At 33.3% G+C, this 18,318-nt stretch carries 21 protein-coding genes and 1 pseudogene; 10 read left to right on the forward strand and 12 right to left on the reverse strand.

The features are described 5' to 3' along the window. Positions 1-146 precede the first annotated feature (146 nt). The 6 genes and pseudogenes from ACZZ95_RS04440 to ACZZ95_RS04465 form a co-directional block, all read right to left on the reverse strand. A pseudogene (locus ACZZ95_RS04440) lies at positions 147-1,931 on the reverse strand (tetratricopeptide repeat protein). 97 nt (positions 1,932-2,028) lie between these two features. Beyond that, positions 2,029-2,871 carry a prolipoprotein diacylglyceryl transferase gene (gene lgt / locus ACZZ95_RS04445; RefSeq protein WP_463468164.1) on the reverse strand — a complete coding sequence of 281 codons (843 nt, stop codon included), beginning with the start codon at positions 2,869-2,871 and terminating at the stop codon, positions 2,029-2,031. Positions 2,872-2,961: 90 nt separating this feature from the next. Next, positions 2,962-4,233, reverse strand: coding sequence for a serine--tRNA ligase (gene serS, locus ACZZ95_RS04450; RefSeq protein ID WP_463468165.1), 1,272 nt, complete (start codon positions 4,231-4,233; stop codon positions 2,962-2,964). A 158-nt stretch (positions 4,234-4,391) separates the two neighbouring features. Then, a complete protein-coding gene (locus ACZZ95_RS04455) occupies positions 4,392-4,715 on the reverse strand; it encodes a hypothetical protein (RefSeq protein ID WP_463468166.1) in 324 nt (107 codons plus the stop codon). Further along, complete coding sequence (locus ACZZ95_RS04460) at positions 4,696-5,313, reverse strand: hypothetical protein (protein ID WP_463468167.1); 618 nt, start codon at positions 5,311-5,313, stop codon at positions 4,696-4,698. Before ACZZ95_RS04460 ends, ACZZ95_RS04455 begins: the two co-directional genes overlap by 20 nt. A gap of 135 nt (positions 5,314-5,448) precedes the next feature. Then, positions 5,449-5,988: a DMP19 family protein gene (locus tag ACZZ95_RS04465; protein ID WP_463468168.1), complete on the reverse strand. Its 540-nt coding sequence runs from the start codon at positions 5,986-5,988 to the stop codon at positions 5,449-5,451. A 134-nt stretch (positions 5,989-6,122) separates the two neighbouring features. On the opposite strand from ACZZ95_RS04465, the gene ACZZ95_RS04470 reads away from it, so the two are divergent. From ACZZ95_RS04470 to ACZZ95_RS04485, 4 genes are all read left to right on the forward strand, one after another. After that, entirely contained in the window at positions 6,123-6,629 is a 507-nt protein-coding gene (locus ACZZ95_RS04470) for a hypothetical protein (RefSeq protein ID WP_463468169.1), read from the forward strand. An 8-nt stretch (positions 6,630-6,637) separates the two neighbouring features. Further along, on the forward strand, positions 6,638-7,069 hold the full coding sequence (locus ACZZ95_RS04475) for an SMI1/KNR4 family protein (RefSeq protein ID WP_463468170.1): 432 nt from the start codon (positions 6,638-6,640) through the stop codon (positions 7,067-7,069). Between the two features lie 475 nt (positions 7,070-7,544). Continuing rightward, on the forward strand, positions 7,545-7,733 hold the full coding sequence (locus ACZZ95_RS04480; protein ID WP_463468171.1) for a hypothetical protein: 189 nt from the start codon (positions 7,545-7,547) through the stop codon (positions 7,731-7,733). Then, positions 7,702-7,995: a protease complex subunit PrcB family protein gene (locus tag ACZZ95_RS04485; RefSeq protein WP_463468172.1), complete on the forward strand. Its 294-nt coding sequence runs from the start codon at positions 7,702-7,704 to the stop codon at positions 7,993-7,995. The genes ACZZ95_RS04480 and ACZZ95_RS04485 overlap by 32 nt, the downstream gene beginning before the upstream one ends. Before the next feature lies 1 nt (position 7,996). Here ACZZ95_RS04485 and ACZZ95_RS04490 read toward each other — a convergent pair whose 3' ends face one another. The 4 genes from ACZZ95_RS04490 to ACZZ95_RS04505 all read right to left on the reverse strand — a co-directional run bounded on the left by ACZZ95_RS04490 (position 7,997) and on the right by ACZZ95_RS04505 (position 10,145). Continuing rightward, positions 7,997-8,305 carry a hypothetical protein gene (locus ACZZ95_RS04490; protein WP_463468173.1) on the reverse strand — a complete coding sequence of 103 codons (309 nt, stop codon included), beginning with the start codon at positions 8,303-8,305 and terminating at the stop codon, positions 7,997-7,999. Next, a complete protein-coding gene (locus ACZZ95_RS04495) occupies positions 8,271-9,026 on the reverse strand; it encodes a hypothetical protein (protein WP_463468174.1) in 756 nt (251 codons plus the stop codon). Before ACZZ95_RS04495 ends, ACZZ95_RS04490 begins: the two co-directional genes overlap by 35 nt. Beyond that, positions 9,001-9,552: a hypothetical protein gene (locus tag ACZZ95_RS04500; RefSeq protein WP_463468175.1), complete on the reverse strand. Its 552-nt coding sequence runs from the start codon at positions 9,550-9,552 to the stop codon at positions 9,001-9,003. The genes ACZZ95_RS04495 and ACZZ95_RS04500 overlap by 26 nt, the downstream gene beginning before the upstream one ends. Before the next feature lie 218 nt (positions 9,553-9,770). Further along, positions 9,771-10,145 (reverse strand): hypothetical protein, encoded by a 375-nt coding sequence (locus ACZZ95_RS04505; protein ID WP_463468176.1) that lies wholly within the window; start codon positions 10,143-10,145, stop codon positions 9,771-9,773. 265 nt (positions 10,146-10,410) lie between these two features. Here ACZZ95_RS04505 and ACZZ95_RS04510 point away from each other — a divergent pair, with 265 nt between their 5' ends. Continuing rightward, the gene (locus ACZZ95_RS04510) at positions 10,411-10,968 is read left to right on the forward strand and encodes a hypothetical protein (protein ID WP_463468177.1); all 558 of its coding nucleotides are present in this window, start codon (positions 10,411-10,413) and stop codon (positions 10,966-10,968) included. A 55-nt stretch (positions 10,969-11,023) separates the two neighbouring features. On the opposite strand, the gene ACZZ95_RS04515 is transcribed toward ACZZ95_RS04510, so the two are convergent. Further along, positions 11,024-12,160, reverse strand: a complete 1,137-nt coding sequence (locus tag ACZZ95_RS04515) for a DinB family protein (RefSeq protein ID WP_463468178.1) — start codon at positions 12,158-12,160, stop codon at positions 11,024-11,026. A 130-nt stretch (positions 12,161-12,290) separates the two neighbouring features. Further along, positions 12,291-12,518, reverse strand: coding sequence for a CDGSH iron-sulfur domain-containing protein (locus ACZZ95_RS04520; RefSeq protein WP_463468179.1), 228 nt, complete (start codon positions 12,516-12,518; stop codon positions 12,291-12,293). Between the two features lie 430 nt (positions 12,519-12,948). Between ACZZ95_RS04520 and metG the strand changes: the two genes are divergently transcribed. The 5 genes from metG (at position 12,949) to ACZZ95_RS04545 (ending at position 18,287) form a co-directional block, all read left to right on the forward strand. Then, on the forward strand, positions 12,949-15,084 hold the full coding sequence (gene metG / locus ACZZ95_RS04525) for a methionine--tRNA ligase (protein ID WP_463468180.1): 2,136 nt from the start codon (positions 12,949-12,951) through the stop codon (positions 15,082-15,084). Positions 15,085-15,466: 382 nt separating this feature from the next. Then, positions 15,467-15,745: a hypothetical protein gene (locus ACZZ95_RS04530; RefSeq protein ID WP_463468181.1), complete on the forward strand. Its 279-nt coding sequence runs from the start codon at positions 15,467-15,469 to the stop codon at positions 15,743-15,745. A gap of 115 nt (positions 15,746-15,860) precedes the next feature. Continuing rightward, a complete protein-coding gene (locus ACZZ95_RS04535; protein WP_463468182.1) occupies positions 15,861-16,748 on the forward strand; it encodes a DMT family transporter in 888 nt (295 codons plus the stop codon). A 202-nt stretch (positions 16,749-16,950) separates the two neighbouring features. Continuing rightward, a complete protein-coding gene (locus ACZZ95_RS04540) occupies positions 16,951-17,658 on the forward strand; it encodes an HAD family hydrolase (RefSeq protein ID WP_463468183.1) in 708 nt (235 codons plus the stop codon). Continuing rightward, complete coding sequence (locus ACZZ95_RS04545) at positions 17,658-18,287, forward strand: chloramphenicol acetyltransferase (RefSeq protein ID WP_095952970.1); 630 nt, start codon at positions 17,658-17,660, stop codon at positions 18,285-18,287. Before ACZZ95_RS04540 ends, ACZZ95_RS04545 begins: the two co-directional genes overlap by 1 nt. Positions 18,288-18,318: the final 31 nt, after the last annotated feature.

An 18,318-nucleotide genomic window follows, 5' to 3' on the forward strand; every position in this document is an offset into this window, starting at 1 on the left:
TCTAAAGTTCTGAGATTCTAAGGCGCTAAGGTTCTACGTTTTTATTTTAGGCTCTTAAATCCTTTATTGAATCATCGTATTACTAATTCTTTTTGTCTAATTGTTTAATCGTTTATTCGGTTAAACGTTTAACCGATTAAACCAAACTACAAATTCTTATCTCCTCTTAATTCGCGGTATTTTTTTCTGGCATCGACAAAGTAAATACTGTCTTGATGATTAAAAATTACCTTTTCATAAAGTGGTTTTGCTTTTTCTACCTCTTTCAATTCGTCATTGTAAATTTCGGCTGAGAAAAATAGTGCTTCGTCTACGTAGATTCCGTCACTGTGATTGTCAATAATCTGCTGGTATTGGCTTAAAGCCGAAGCAAAATCTTTCTGACTTTCATAGACTTTACCTAAACGCAATAATGTTACAGCTTCTATTTCTTGTCCCTTAAAGGTTTTTAAAATATTCTGAAACTGCGTTATGGCGTCTTGTTTTTTATTCTGATAAATTAAAAAATCTCCTTTTGCAAACTGCTTCAAAGCGACTTGAGTCGAATCTGCGGCGGTGTTATCATTAATTAATAGAAAATATTCTAGTGCGTCGTTGGCAATTAACTGCGTATTGGTCGCTTTTAATTCTTTAAACTGTTTATTCGCCCATTCAAAATCGCCTTTGTAATAACTGGTTTTTGCCGCTTTTAAACTGGCTTCGTGCGCCATTACATCATTCTTTAAATCCAATTGAATCTGCGAATAATAAATAAGTGCCTGATTGTATTTTTTCTTCTAAAAGTAAAATATCTGCCAGCTCCATTTTGGCGTCGGCTTTTTGATATTCGTTTAAATTTAATTCTAAAGCCTTTTTGACAACTGCCTTTCCTTCTTCTGTTTTTTTCAAATTGAAAGCCAGAAAATGCGCTTGAATCAGTTGCAAAGATAAGGTAAAAGGATTGATTTCGTAAGTTGCCAGTAACTGCTGTAATTCCTGATGGATAGCGGGATAATCTTTTTCCTGAGCATTATCAATCTTAATCTGCATTAAATAGGCGTTAGATTGAATCAATAAATCTAAATCTCTGGTATTTTGAAGAATAAAATTTAGAATTTCTACAGCAGTTTCATCATCGTCTTCATTCATTGCAAACTGACTCAGATTGACGATACTCATCAAAGATTCGGGCTCCCGTTTGTAAATTGCTTTTTCTTGAATAAAGGCTTTTCCGAATTCTTTCTGCTGCACATAAAACCAGCTTAAATAATGATTCCAGAAAACGTCCTGATCTTTTTGGGTTTTAAGAATTAATGCTTTTCGCATTGCATCTTTAAAAGCCGTATTATCTGTTTCTCCATTCATAAATCGAGAAAGTCGCGTTTGGATCAGATTGGTGTTTTGCGGATTTGTAAAAGATTCTGTCAATAATAAATCGATCATTTGATCGGTTTTTCCTAATTGTCCGTACAGCATTCCGATTTGAAAATTGAAATTGAAGTTCGGCTGAATCTGCATTGCGGTTTGGTACGCTTTTAAGGCATATTCCAACAATACTTTTTTCTCGAATGAATTTGCAACTCCGTAAACATCATTCGGATTTGTTTTTATTTTTTCAATTGCCTGTTCGTAATAATTTTTGGCTTTCGAATCATTTTTTCTGCAGTTGAAAGTTATATCCCAATTCAACTAAAAAAACACCTTGTTTATAACGATTGTAACGGTCTTGAATTGCTTTTTCAGCATTTGTAAACTGCTGTAACTGCTGATAACAATCGACTGTTCTTAAAAAATACTGCGTATTAGAAGGCGCACTTTTTAAAAGTTCTTCGTAGCTGATTTTAGCTTTATCGAAATCCCCTTTATCGTAGTAATATTGAGCCAGTCTGCTCGTTTTGACTAAATGCAAAACCAGAACATAATAAAACGATATAAATCAATATGTTTTTCATACTGCTTTTATTTAGTTTTCAGTCGCAGTCGCCGTTTTCAGTCTTACAAACTGTAAACTGTGACTGTAAACTGTGACTTTTTTTAGTTTTCAGTCAGTTACTGTAAACTGCCACTGTAAACTGTGACTTTTTTATTTTTCCAAATTATCAAGGCTAAACCAATTACAATAAACGGAATACTTAAAATCTGCCCCATATTAATCAGCATATTATTTTCAAAACTCTCTTGATTTTCTTTGAAAAATTCAATTATAAATCGAGCTGAGAATAATAAAGTTAAGAAAGTTCCAAAGATTAATCCTTGTGCATTTCTAATTTTTTCCGATTTGTACATGTAAAACAAAATCCCGAAGATCAATAAATAAGCAAATGCTTCATACAATTGCGTTGGATGTCTGGGAATTAAATCATCTCTTTGAAAAACAACTCCCCAATTTCCATTGGTTGGTTTTCCGTAGATTTCAGAATTCATAAAATTTCCCAATCTGATAAATGTACCTGTTACAGGAACTGCAACTGCCATTTTATCCAAAAGGCCTAAGAATTTTACTTTATATTTGCGGCAATATAAAATCATTGCTGTAATAACTCCTATTGAACCCCCGTGACTTGCTAATCCTTGGTAGCCCACAAATTCATAAGAACCTTTTATTTTCTGGATTGGTAAAAGAATTTCTATAGGATGTTTTAGAAAATAATCTGCTTCATAAAAAAAGCAATGTCCTAATCTCGCGCCAAGAACGGTTCCAACAATTACATAAATAAGTAAAGTATCGAGATTGTCCAGCGAAAGATTTTCTTTTTTATAGATATTTCTAACAATATAAAATCCTAGAAGAAGTCCGCTGGCAAAAAGAGCTCCGTAATATTTTAAAGGAAAACTATCTGTAATCCAGAAAATAACAGGATCTACGTTCCAGTTTAATATTCCATCCATCATTATAGTCGCAGTTTTCAGTTTTCAGTCGCAGTCGCAGTTTTCAGTCCAGTATCTAACTGAGACCGAAAACTGCGACTGAAAACTAAAAAACTAGTTTATAATATCAAATCCGCAGTAAGGGCGTAAAACTTCTGGAATTACGATTCCTTCTGGAGTTTGGTAGTTTTCAATAATTCCGGCTAAAACTCTAGGAAGCGCTAATGAACTTCCGTTAAGTGTATGCGCCAATTGATTTTTTCCATCTTTGTCTTTGAAACGTAATTTCAAGCGATTTGCCTGGAAAGTCTCAAAGTTAGAAACAGAACTAATTTCTAACCAGCGGTCTTGTGCTGTAGAAAACACTTCAAAATCATACGTTAAAGCAGATGTGAATCCCATATCGCCTCCGCAAAGACGTAAAACTCTATAAGGCAGTTTTAATTCTTTTAAAATATCTTTTACATGTTCTACCATTCCGTCAAGTGCTTCATAAGACTTTTCAGGATGTTCAACACGTACAATTTCTACTTTGTCAAATTGATGTAAACGATTTAATCCGCGTACGTGTGCTCCGTAAGAACCCGCTTCACGTCGGAAACATGGCGTATAAGCAGTATGTAAAACCGGCAGATCGCTTTCGTTTAAAATTACATCACGGAATAAATTCGTAACCGGAACCTCAGCCGTTGGAATCAAATATAAATCGTCAATTGTAGAATGGTACATCTGCCCTTCTTTATCTGGCAATTGTCCTGTTCCAAAACCAGAAGCTTCATTTACCAAATGAGGCACCTGAACTTCATTATATCCTGCGGCAGTGTTTTTATCTAAAAAATAATTGATTAAAGCACGCTGTAATTTTGCTCCTTTTCCTTTGTAAACAGGAAATCCAGCTCCAGTGATTTTTACACCCAATTCAAAATCGATAATATCGTATTTCTTTACCAATTCCCAGTGAGGCTGTGCGCCTTCATGTAAAACTGGAATATCTCCTTCTTGAAAAACATTCAAATTGTCATCTGGAGTTTTTCCTTCAGGAACGATATCTGCTGGAAGATTTGGTAATGTGTATAATTTATTCGTTAACTCAACCGCCAAAGCTTCTGCTTTTTCGCTTAGTTCTTTACTTTTTTCTTTTAGCGAAACTGTTTTTTCTTTTAAGATTGCCGCTTTTGCTTTCTCACCAGCTTTCATCAATTCGCCAATATCTTTGGACAATTTATTAGATTCTGATAAAGTATTGTCTAATTCTACCTGTGCGACACGACGATTTTCGTCTAATTGAACCACTTCTTCAACAACGCTTTTAGCATCGATATTTCGTTTTGCTAAAGCTTTGATTACTTTCTCTTGATTTTCTCTAATAAATGCAATTTGTAACATAGCTTGATTTTTATAACTATTGTATTTTTTATAACGGAAGCAAATTTAAGGAAATGTTTGTTAACAATAGGACAAAGTTTACAAGGAAAACTCAAATCTCCCAGAAACAGCAAAAGCACTAAAAAAGTGCTCTTGGTATTAGTTAAAATTTATAAATGTTACTCCAGAAAACGATGCCTATCATCTCTATGAAAAGCATATTCCCTGCCGTTAAACTTTATTTTCTCCGATTCTTTTTTGGTTTTCAGATTCGTTTCTTCTGCTAAATTATTTTCAGAATCACTTTCAAATGCCTCTTCGTACGAAAAGTTTTTGGTTATGATTAAATCAAAAAAACCATTTGTTTTATGATCTCCAAAACTTAAACCGGTTTCCAAAGTTTCTATTTGGTACGTATTGCCTCCGTTAGAATCTCCATTTGTCATTCGAATTGGATATCCGTATAAAAATTTTTTAATTTCTTTATCGGCTAAAGTTACCAATGTAAATTTTCGCTCGGAATACAATACAATTCTCGTCGCTCGCGCTGGCTTCTGTGTAAAAAGCAATTGCCGGAGTATTTTCGTTTAAATAAACTAAATCTTTTAAAATATGTGATTTAGAAAAACGGATTGATTCATTATCATAATAACCTAAATTAGCATCAAATTCTTCTGCAATAATGCATCCGTCTTCTCTGTTTACAAATAAATATTTACGCTGAAAATAATTTCCCAAATTTTCATAACCTTCCGCTTTGTGGCTCTTTTTATTACGCTCTACAGTTGTTAGAACAAAAAAAGCAGTTTTATCGTCGTAGTTAATAGAACTCGTTTCGTCTATTTTAATGTTTGAATATTTGATTTTTAGGTTGGAAGCAACTTTAGAAAGTAGTGGCAGATTTAATTCTTCCGAATCTTTTATCTCATCCAGATTTTTGAAAATGAGTTTTTTTAGCGGTTTGTTATTTAAATCAGTATTTGATTCTGTTTGAGAAAGCAGTTCTTGATTCTGAATTTCTGTTTCGTTTGTACTCTTGTCACTTTTTCCGCAGGCGATCAAGGACAATAAAACGCCACTTAAGAGAATACATTTTTTCATAGGCATTATTTGTTTAGAAGATTTAGGGTGCTCAAATATATAATTTTCTTACAATTCATACTAAAAAAATTAAAATTTCAAAACCTATTTCCTAAAACAATAAAAATTCCAACTAAAAACAGCCCTTTAGATAATTTAATCTCTTTTTATTTCATGCCCAACAAATTCTTCTAAAGCCGAGAACATCTCTTCAACCGAAAGTACTTCTGTATCCGGATGTGATTTTAAAAACGATGCATTTAATTCGACCAGATTTTCATCCAATTCAAAATAATCATTATTATTCAGAAGATCACGAAACGGATTTGGAACGTCGAATTTTCCCTGCAGAAATTTCCCCAATTTAATGTTGCTTTGTAAACGCAGTTTTCTACTTTGTTCCTGAAATAAAGCCAAATGTTTTTCGGCTCCAATTAAGGCCAAACCTTCTTCAATTAATTCATTAAGTTCTTTATTCCAGCCAGAATCGTACACGAATTTTGAAAAATTTCCTTCGGTATATTTTGAGGTGTAAAAATCCAAGTAGTAACTCATCAACGCATCTTCGTGAATCAAATCGTCGTCTATTTTTTCTTCTCGCATTAAATTAATTACCGAAATATTTGAATTAACAACATCTTGCGGATTTTCGCTTTTCGGCGCAGTTTCTGAAATGATGATTTTACCGAATTCCATTTTGAATTTGTTTTTAAAATTTGTTTTGCAAAGTTGCGGGAAAATTTAATTGATTTCAAATAATTAGATAAATAATCGCTACTTCTTTAAAGTAAGAAAAGTAACACTACATTTGTCGTTTTAATTTAAATGTGATGAAAATAAAAAATTTATTTCTTCGAAAATCCACAGTGGAAAAAAAGGTTCAAAAGAGTTTACATGTATATATTTCGGAGAAATATTCTGAAATAATTTTTGTGCCAATGTGCAGGGAAATAAAAACTCCTATATATTTTGAACAAGAAACATATGAGATTATTGATTTTAAAAGTCCAATAGAAATCATTGGTGAGAGCATAAGAAGAAACTTCAATAAATTCAGTTTAAAAGACAGAACTAGTATTCATCATAAAAAATCAGACTGGCAAGCATTAAAGGCAAGCAAAGAAAGAACTATAGTTAGTTTTGAGAAGAATTACAAACGTTTTAGTATAGGAGGCGCAAACGAGTATAATCTTATTTTAATAATCGAAAGCTATTTAAACAATTCTTCGAACATAGAACTGAAAACAACTATATCTGCAAATTCTGAGAATTCAGAATTAGGCAAACGTTTATTGCAACTTTATAATTCTGATATTTGTGAAAGAAAACAAAACTAATTTGGTTTATGTCAACAAACTATAATTTAGAAAAGGAATTCCTGAAAAAGGTTGAAAACAATGATGAGCAAAACAAAAGGGAATTTGCAAGCAAAAATCAAATTAAAAATCTTCTTTTAGAATATCCAAAACTACCTCAAGATTACCTAACTTATTTACAAGAAATTGGTTCTGGTAGTTTTAGAAATTGTCAATTTAATATCACATCATCTTTGTTTGACTTAGAAGATTTGGGTCTTAGTGATCATTACGAATTGAAATCCAATATTTATTTTTTTGGCGATAATTTTTCTGGCGATTTTTCCGGTTTTGACTTTGATCGTAACGATGGAAATGTGGTTGAATTTTGGCATGAAAGCGGAGAGCTTTATTACACTAATAAATCTTTTCAAACTTACATAAGAGAACAAATGTTGATGGATGAGAATGAATTGAAATAGTTTATTCCAATCAAAACTTGTTTCGTATTTTCCTTAACCACAGAAACCTTTGTCAAAGTTTGAAACTTTGACAAAGGTGTTTTAGCTTCGAAAGTGAAAAATTGAAAAATCTAAATCTTTGAATTGCCTCCAGCTTTAGCTGGAGATCAAAAAATATTGCTTCATAAAGGGCTTTAGCCAAATAATACACTTCGGCTAAAGCCTATTTAACGATCCATAACAAAACCTCCAGCTAAAGCTGGAGGCAATTAATTTTATTAAAATTAGTAAACCGAAATTTAAATTCTGAACTCTATTTTTATAAAAAATATATTTTTACGACATTCCTTTAACTTATTGCAATCTTTAATGAAAATTTACGTTATAAATAAGAATGATGCATAAAAATTTTAACTAACTTTAAGCAACCTTTTACAAAAAAAGCATCTATTAAATAAGCAGTGCTTTATCGTTCTTCCAACCAAAACCAAAAGTCATGAAACATATTTTACTAATTTTCGCTCTTTTGCTTGCTTTAACGAGCTGTGAAAATGACGATTTACCTCAGTCTGATGTGCCGTTTTCTGTGGTTGGTAAGGGAGATTCTTTCCCTAATGACGAAAGTGTAGCCCAAAGGCATTTAATTATTAAAGATGCTTGCAACATGGAACAAATTATTGACTGAAATGGATGCAGTAAATAATTTAACCAAAGATTTTAAAGAAACGAATATTGATTTCAGCCAATATCAAATCATTGTCATTATTGATCGAACACAAGGAAGCGGCGGACACTCAATAGATGTTGTTGGAATTACAGAAAACCGCAATACTATAATTGTCGAAATTGAAAAATTGAAAAACGGAGATCTTAGTTCTAGATTATCGAGACCTTATGACATTATAAAAATAGCAAAAACAACAAAAAAGATTGTTTTTGAACAGTAATCTAAAAGCCCTTATTTTCTGCCAGTAATCCTTTCAGTTCATTTGTTTTTAAATACGTCGCAAAACGTCCGGAAAGCAATAGCATTTCTTTTTCTTCGGGTGTAATTTTGAGTTTGGTTTCTACGTGCGACGAATATTCATAAAGCATTAAAAGTTCGCTGGCACCAAAATCTTTAAACTTTTCTTTTTCTAAACTTGAAAGCCGCAATTCGCCATTTTTGTCTTTTTTAAAACTTTCAGCTCCAAATTTAGCAATTAACAGATTTCTAAAATCATCATGAACCTTCAGCCAGCTTGCCAGCTTCGTCATCGGTGTTTTTTAACTGCGTAACCAAATCTTCGTATTGCTGATCTTTTTTTAGATCTGACAAATGATTTCGCAAAGTGGTAAATCCAATAACCTGATAATTTGAAGTTGGAATTTTATAGCGTTCCAGTACATTTTCGACATCTCTTTCAAAAGTCATGTATCGGGTTTGCACGGTATATAATGAAGCCGTTTCTAACAAGGAAATCAATCTGATTTTTTCATCATTTATAAAAGGTGCTTTTTTACCTTGGCCTAAACAATCTATAAAAAGTGCTTTTTTGTTTTTGTCTTTCACTTTTGAGTCGTTATGAAGCAGTTCAATCAAAGTTTCATAACCCATGTTATCTGAAGCGCCGCCATCAATCACACACAAAATTTTATCCTGATTTTTGATTCCGAATTTTGTTTTGGGAAGAACCCCTGGAAAAGCAGAACTCGCCGTAATAGCATACGTAAGAGGAAAATCATATCCGTTATTAATTAGGTTTTCGTCAAGCGGAATTGATGCTTTATTGGGAGCCAAAGACGAATTGATTTTTAATGCCCGAATAATATGCGGCATAAAAGGAAATCGTTCTCCATTATTATAGGCAGTTCCGTTGGCCACCATCATGGGTAATTCTGGAGTTTTTTTACTGTCTTTCGGAACAAAGAAATCAGCTAAAAGCATTTGGTTTTTAAACTTATTCTGATTTTCAGGATTGGAGCTGTCGTATTGCAAAACTTCTAAATCCAGTCCGCTGTGCCATAGAGATTTTTTCTCCTTTTTCGTTTCTGCTGTTATTTAAAAGAGAGAAAAGCGTCGCCGATTTATTTACTTCCGATTTAAAGGCATCTGCTTTAGAAAAATAAAATTCATTGAAAGTACAATTATCGTATTGCAATTTATTTTTCAATATTGTTAAATAATATCCCGCCGAATAACAGCCTCCAGAAACGGTGGAGAAATAATCAATTTCATTTAAAAAATTGCGTTTGGAACTTTCTTCCTGAACTTCTTCCAATCCTAAAAGAACGCCCATACTAAAAAACTGTGCTCTCGATCCACTGCCAGAAATTCCGACTCCCAACGCAATATTCGGATTTTGAAATCGTGAATCACGTTCCTGAACCGATTTATATTCGCTTAAATTTATCGCAGGAATTGAATTGTAATTGATTTCTGAGAATAGATTTATTTTGTTCTGCCCCATTCCTTTGTTTAAAAACAAAAGAAAAAAGAGTGCTATGGAAAGTTTAATTTTCATTCTAAATGCAATTTAATTTTCATCATTTTATTCAACATTAAACAATCTCAAAATATAAGAGAGTTCGTAAATAATAAAAAGCAGTACTAAAATAATATGAAACCTTTTATTATCGACTTTTATTGCCACAAAACATAAAATAATGTGGCTTACAACGCGAACAAAATATTCGGTTTGATTGTATAAAAAATAATCTCCTCCTTTAATTGCGGTATCAATTATATCGGCGTGAAGCTTATGGCCAAAATAGAAAAAAACCACTTCTTTCTGGAATAAAAATAATCTTCATAACCTGTATACTCTACTAAATCGTCTGGATAAAGAATGGCGCAGAGCAGATAATAAATCAAAATATAACAGATAATAAAGAAATAATCTGCAAAATACCATTCATGAATTAATTTAAGATTAAACTCCCACCACCAAAAATGAATCAGCATTAAAAAAACATAAAACACCCACAGTGCATGCACAAAATAAAATTTCTTACGTCCGGGATGTTGAATAAAAATTACAGATCCTTTGATAAGATGCGTTAAACTTAAACCCAGAATGATTCCGATAATTGATTTGATATGAGTAAGTTCTTCCATAAATAAGTACATTATTTATACCGAACTAAAATTAAAGTAATTAATTTAAATACAAGCACTTACATTTTAAAAAATTACTTCATCTGAAGTAGGATTTATTTAATGTTTAAAGAATTATTTGATATAAAATGTCGGCTGATAAAATATACTAAAAATACGCTGAGAACTTTAGATGTAGAAAGAATAATATTACAACTATTATTTGTTTATTTACCAACCAAGAAATAAAACTGCATTAACAATATTAAAAAACCACATTAATAAAATGACTAAAAATAGTACACATAATAAAGTAGATTTAAAATACATTTTAATTATTATAACAGCGGTTTTTTTAAGCACGCTTTTTCACGAATTGGCTCATTGGAGCATGGGCGAAATACTTGGAAACAAAATGACCGCATCTTTAAATTCTGTCAATTTAGTTTCTGGTGAATACAGAGAAGCGTGGCATAGAAATATTGTAACATTGGCAGGACCGTTGTTTACAATTTTGCAAGCTGTTGTATTTTACTTTCTGCTGAACAAATATCCTCAAAGAGAATTATACCCTTTTTTACTCTTTCCGCTAGCGATGCGATTTTGGGCAGGTTTAGCCAATTTATTAGGCCCAAATGACGAAGGAAGACTTGGACTTTCTCTTGGTATCGGCTTACTTACACTTTCATTTATAGTTTGCTGTTTTTTGTTTTTCTTGGTTTACAAAAGTTCCAAAAAACATCAGTTTACGTTGAAATTTAATTTGATCAGCTTTTTATTGTGTTCTATTTTTTTAATTGCATTATCATTTATAAATGAGTATTTTAAAATTAAGATTATTTAAACTATCGTAAATCCATAAAAAAAGCCGCATTTTTCAAGATGCGGCTTTTTTGGTTTTATTTCTTAATCTCTTTTGGAAGCGTTTTTTGTTGCGGTTTCTCTGGTGGAATTCGTTTTTTCAAAAACAAAATCTGACCTAAATGACTTGATTGGTGTTCCATAACGTGAAACCAGCAATATTGATTTGTCATATCGTATTTTAACTGAACTTGGGCAAACCAAGCGTCATCTCTTTTCTTTAATTCTTCAATTGTTTTTGCTCGCACTTGATTATAAATGTCCAAATAATATTGAATATCGTGACCTTTAAAATCGTCTCGTCCGCCTTGATCTAGATTTAAAGCGTTGTTCCATATTTTCTTTTCTTCTTCATTAAAATCCCTGTTTTCAAAAGTAAAAACCTGATAATATTTTTCGGTCGCGACCAAATGCATTACCAAAGCTCCAATTCGATTGGCTTCTTCATCATGAAGATAATCAATTTCATATTGGCTCATGTTTTTCACTGTTCTTTCCACGCGAGATTTAAGGTCTTCCAACATCGAAATCATGTCACTGATTTTTGGAGAAGCTCCTTCAACATTTCCAATTCTAGCTTCTGGTCTTGGTTTAATACCGCTTCCTTCTAATAGTATACTGCTTTTTCCGTCGACACTTGACTTGTCTGAAGAAATTTTAAATTCTTTTACTTTAACAATAGCTTCTTTTGAGGTTCCAAAGCTCCATTTCGGAATATCCCCATTTTTTACAGGCGTTTCAAAACTTGAATTCAAAACTGTAAAAGGTTCAAAAACACCTTTATCGTTCTCAATCAACAATTCGAATTTGTCAAAATAGAATTTTCCGTTATTGATACACAAACCTCCAAAACTTAATGATTTGCTGTTTTTATCTAAAGTTCCTTCAACGGTATAAGAATTCCATTCCTTAGATTTTACAGGCCTGTCCTGCATATTGTCAAAAAAACCTTCTTCGTCATTTTTAGTATCAACCCTTGCCCAGACACCAGCCCAAGATGCTGGTTCTGCAGTTTCGACTTTAACAGAAGCAATTACCTTAAATTTCTTCGTAACAGCAGTCTGAATATCAATTGTCTGATTGAAAGAAGTCCAATCGCTGGAAATCGTTTTTTGAGTTTGAGCATACGTTGTACTCAAAAACAAAAGCAACAGTGGTATTATTAGTTTTTTCATTTTTGGGAAATTAAAGTTGCGTAAATGTAATATTGTTTTCTAAGTAATAACTTACTTTTATAAAAAAACTGCACAAAAAAACCGCATCCAAATAGAATGCGGTTTTAAAATATTTTAACCTAAATGAATTTTAGTTTGTTTTCATTGGCGGTAAATCAAACGCAACTGAGTCGTGTTCGAAATTGTTTCTGTGTCCTCCATCGCAAAATGGTTTGTTTGCAGATAATCCGCAGCGGCAAAGGCCAAGTGCGACTCTTCCTTGTAAACCGTAAAGTACTCCTTCTGGATCCATGATTTCAAAATCTCCTTCGATTTTAATAGATCCGTTTTTATTGATGATTAATTTTGTCTTGCTCATAAACTTGTTTTTTTCGAGTGCAAAGATTGCGAAATATATCTTTATTTATAAGAGGCAAACGTAGTTTAAACTGGTTCTATTTTGTGGGGTTGTTTTACAGAGATGCAAAGAGATTTTTCGAAGTGAAACGCTAATCTATTTTAAAGCAAATCGAATTAATCTCGCAAAGTCGCGAAGTCGCAAAATTTTTAAATTAATGCCCCATATTAAAGGATTAAAGGGATTTTCTAATTAAATCTGCGGAATCTGCGTGAAACAAAAACTTTGCGACTTCGCGACTTTGCGAGATTCTTTTAACACAAACAGATAAAAAATCTCTGCGAAACTTTGTGTTTTTATTCGTGCGACTCTGCGAAATTACGTGCGATTCTCCTATCAATATTAAAATCTCAATTCTATTGCTTATTTTTGCACTCAATAAAATTGAGTTATGACACAGAATCCAAAGAGATATACTATCACAGCGGCATTGCCTTACACCAACGGACCTATTCATATTGGGCATTTGGCGGGTGTTTACGTGCCTGCAGATATATATTCGAGATACTTGCGTTTGCAAGGAAAAGACGTTGCATTTATTTGCGGAAGCGATGAACACGGCGTTGCAATTTCGATGAAAGCCAAAAAAGAAGGAATTACACCACAAGAAGTTATTGATAAATATGATGGAATTATAAGAAAATCATTCTCTGATTTCGGAATTTCATTTGATAATTATTCTCGTACTTCGGCAAAAATTCATCATGATACGGCTCAGGAATTTTTTAGAAAACTGTATGATAATGGTGATTTTATTGAAGAAGTAACAGAGCAATTGTACGATGCAAAAGCAGATCAGTTTTTAGCAGATCGTTTTGTGGTTGGAACTTGCCCAAGATGTGGTAATGAAGGAGCTTACGGCGATCAATGTGAAAACTGCGGATCGACTTTGAATGCGACAGATTTGATTAATCCAAAATCTACGATTACAGGAGAAACTCCAATCTTAAAAGAAACGAAACACTGGTTTTTACCTTTAGACCGTTATTCTGATTTCTTGACAGAATGGATTTTGGTTGGACATAAAAACGACTGGAAACCTAACGTTTACGGACAAGTAAAATCTTGGATCGACGGCGGATTGGAACCTCGTGCGGTAACACGTGACTTGGATTGGGGAATTGATGTTCCTGTTGAAGGTGCGGAAGGAAAAAAATTATACGTTTGGTTTGATGCACCTATCGGATATATTTCGTCTACGAAAGAATGGGCGACGCGCGAAGGAAAAGACTGGGAACCGTATTGGAAAGATGAAGAAACGAAATTGGTTCACTTTATAGGGAAAGACAATATTGTTTTTCACTGTATCATTTTCCCTGCCATGCTTAAAGCCGAAGGAAGTTATATTTTGCCAGACAACGTTCCTGCAAATGAGTTTTTGAATTTGGAAGGAAACAAACTTTCGACTTCTAAAAACTGGGCGGTTTGGTTACACGAATATTTAGAAGAGTTCCCAGACAAACAGGATGTTTTGCGTTATGCATTAACATCAAACGCGCCGGAAACAAAAGATAATGATTTTACTTGGAAAGATTTCCAGGCGAGAAATAATAATGAATTGGTTGCGATTTTCGGAAATTTCATTAATCGTGTTGTGGTTTTAACCAACAAATATTACGAAGGTGTTATTCCGACGCCAAATGAATTTACTGAAGTTGACGAACAAACTTTAGCCGAATTAAAAGCGTATCCAGCTGTGATTTCAAGTTCGGTTGAGCGTTACAGATTCCGTGAAGCTTTGGGCGAATTGATGAATGTGGCGCGTCTAGGAAATAAATATCTTGCTGATGAAGAGCCTTGGAAAGTAATGAAAGACAATCCAGAGCGTGTAAAAACGCAAATTTATGTGGCGTTGCAAATTGCTCTTGCTTTGAGCGTTTTAGCTGAACCGTTTTTACCTTTTACATCGGCTAAATTGTCTAAAATCCTGAATTTAGGTGATCTTAAAGAACATTTTGCAGGATTCAGCAAATTCTTGAAAGAGAAAGATCGTGATGCAAAAGACATTATTTTGGATAAAAAATTAGGTTGGAATGACATTTCTGAAAATTCAGATTTAATTCCAGCAGGACATAAAATTGGTGAAGCAGAATTGCTTTTTGCAAAAATAGAAGACGAAGAAATACAAAAACAAATAGATAAATTGGAAGCAACAAAAACGGCTAATCTTGCTGAAAGCAAGCAACCAGAACCGCAAAAAGACTTAATTCAGTTTGAGGATTTTGCGAAAATGGATATTCGTATCGGAACTATTTTGGAAGCTGAAAAAATGCCGAAAGCAAACAAACTGTTAGTTCTTAAAGTTGATACCGGAATTGATGTTCGTACGATTGTTTCAGGAATTGCAGAGAGTTTTTCGCCAGAAGAAATTATCGGAAAACGTGTTTCTGTATTAGCAAACCTTGCTCCAAGAGCTTTACGCGGTGTTGAAAGCCAAGGAATGATCTTGATGACAACAAACGCGGAAGGAAAATTGGTTTTTGTAAATCCAGATGCGGATGTACCAAATGGAGAGACTGTAAACTAAACTGATTTAGACAGTAAATATATCGTTTGTCATTTCGAGGAACGAGACTCGAGCGATAGCGAATAAGCGAAGCAAATCGCACGCGAGATTCACGCACTGTTGTTGAGTTTCTAGTGCGATTTCTCGTTCCTCGAAATGACAAAACGGCAAAACAAAAACAAAATAAAATTCTTACATTTTGTTGTTTCTTTCAAATTTATATTTGTAAGTTTGTTCTGCAAAAAATACACTATAGGATTTATTTAGAAACTTTCAAACAGAGTTAACATAAGCGAATCCCTCGTCATGATGTCCCTGCGGAAACAATGGGAAAACCTATCCCTATGGGGTATTTTTTGCACATCTAAAACGAGGGATTCGTGCGTTTAATATTTTCAGGTTTATGCAAAAAAGAGAAAATCAAAAACCAACACACCACGATGTGATACCATCGATAGCAAAATTCCTTTCCGATTTATGGTTTGAAGGAGATTTTAGAGAACAGCCCAATTATCTGTCCGAAATTTTCAATCGAATTCTTGAAACAGAATTGGGAGATGACAAAGAGCTAAGATCAAAAATGATGGAATGCATCAAAACCGTTGAAATGCTTGCCGAAACACTCGAACCGTTTTCGGATAAACAAATTCAGAAAGCCTGCAGTAAATTTTTAGTCGCTTAAAACAACAAAAAAGCGTGAATCAATTACTATTTTTAATCGATTCGCGCTTTTTCCTTTCAAAATAGTTGCTTTCTAAGTTATCTTTGAAAAATAATACACGATTAAAATTCATTCAATGAAACTCACCAAACCAAGATTAGCTTTAATCTGCGGTATACTCTGTATTTCGATTTTCCCGATATTAGTAAAACTGCGTTTGACGCCAGGATTAATTTCGGCATTTTATCGAATGTTCTTTGCTTTTATTTTATTACTTCCCTACGTTCTTTTTAGTAATAACTTCAAACTTCCAACTCTAAAATTTGCACTTTTAGCGATGCTTTGCGGTGTTTTATTTTCATCAGATGTGGCGGTTTGGAATATTGCCATTCAGGAATCAAGTGCGACTCAGGCTTCGTCGCTGACGAATTTATCTCCAGTTTGGGTTGGAATTGGTACTTTTTTATTTTTAAAATCAAAACCTGCCACCAACTTTTGGATCGGAACTGTCGTGTCTTTATTCGGAATGATAACTTTGGTTGGATTTGAATTTTTTATTGATCTAAATTTCAATCAGGCATTTCTATTTGCGGTTTTATCGGGAATCTTATATTCGATTTATCTTTTGGTCAGCAAAAATGTACTTTCAGAAGTAGATGTTTTATCGTTTATGACAATTAGTTTATTTGCTTCGAGCATTTATTTGGGAGTTTTATGTTATTCGCTGGACGAACCTTTTACAGGATTTTCAAATGCAGGCTGGTTCGTATTAGTTTTACAAGCCGTAATTTGTCAATTGTGCGCCTGGCTTTCGATTAGTTACGCGACACAACATATGCGCGCGACCAGAGTTTCGTTGAGTTTATTAAGTCAAGCAGTAATTACATCGATTTTAGCTTGGTTGTTTTTAGAAGAAAAAATAACTTTACAAATGGTTTTCGGCGGTATCGTTCTACTTTTCGGAATCCGAATCACTTTTTACGATAAAACTATTTCTTTGAAAAGGCTTTTTTCTAAGGATTAGATGGAGAAATTTTTCATACAGATTGGCTTTAAATATTCGTGCAATTTGTGATGGAAAAGTTCTCTCGCAGATTTTGGAGATTGAGCAGATATTTTAATCTTTAAATCATCTCAATCTGTGGCAAAAAATTAGCTAAAATTCGTGAATTCGTGGCAGAAAAAACCTGAAACAAAGAAAACCTGAAACCTGAAACAAAAAAAATATGTTACATAAAAGCAAAATTCCAAATTTAAAAGTAATCGCATTTGATGCCGATGATACTTTGTTTGTAAACGAACCTTATTTTCAAGAAACCGAACATAAATTCTGCGCTTTGATGGAAGATTATCTTTCGCATCAAGGCATTTCGCAAGAGTTATTTAAAATTGAAATTGCCAATTTACCTTTGTACGGTTACGGAATTAAAGGCTATATTCTTTCGATGATTGAAGTCGCGATGAATATTTCGAACAACACAATTCCAGTTGAAGTAATCGAAAAAATCATTCAATATGGAAAAGAACTGCTCGAAAAACCAATCGAACTTTTGGACGGAATCGAAGATACGTTACAGTCTTTACACGGAAAATACAAATTGGTCGTTGCTACAAAAGGCGATTTGAAAGATCAGCACAGTAAACTGCATCGTTCTGGTTTAGGGCATTATTTTCATCATATCGAAGTAATGTCAGACAAGCAGGAAATTGATTATGAAAAACTATTGGGCCGTTTAGACATTCAGGCGCATGAGTTTTTAATGATCGGAAATTCATTAAAATCTGATGTTCTGCCCGTATTGGGAATTGGCGGTTACGCAGTTCATATTCCCTTTCACACGACTTGGGAACACGAAAAAATAAATCACAAAGTAGAACACCAACACTTTAGTTCATTTGAAACTATTGCAGAAGTTGTTCCTAATTTACTATAATGAAAACACTTTTAGACTTAGAAAACTGGAATAGAAAAGAGCATTTTGCTCATTTTAAACAGATGGAAGAACCTTTTTTTGGCGCCACTGTAGAAATTGATTGTACCAAAGCTTATCAAACCGCAAAAAGTATGAACGCCTCCTTTTTCATTTTCTATCTGCATAAAACTTTAACTGCTGTAAATGCAATTGAAAATTTTAGATACCGAATTTCAGAAAATAAAATCTATATTAACGATCGCATAGATGCATCTGCGACAATTGGGCGCGAAGACGGCACATTCGGATTTTCATTAATTGAATACGATCCCGATTTTAAAACATTTGAAAAAATTGCATTAACAGAAATCGAACGCATTCAAAACACAACCGGACTTTTCACAAGGTCTTTTGATGATGATAATTTAATTCACTTTTCGGCAATTCCGTGGTTAAATTTCACATCACTTACACATGCCAGAAGTTTTACTTATCCTGACAGCTGTCCTAAAATTTCATTTGGAAAAATGATGGTCTCTGAAACTGGAAAAAGAACCATTTCTATGGCGGTTTATGTACATCATGGTTTAATGGATGGAATGCATGTTGGTCAATTTGTAGACTTATTTCAGGAGCTTATGAATAAATAGTATATACGGAATGATTTTTGAGCGTAAAAAA

The sequence above is a fragment of the Flavobacterium sp. AC267 genome (genome assembly GCF_979258715.1).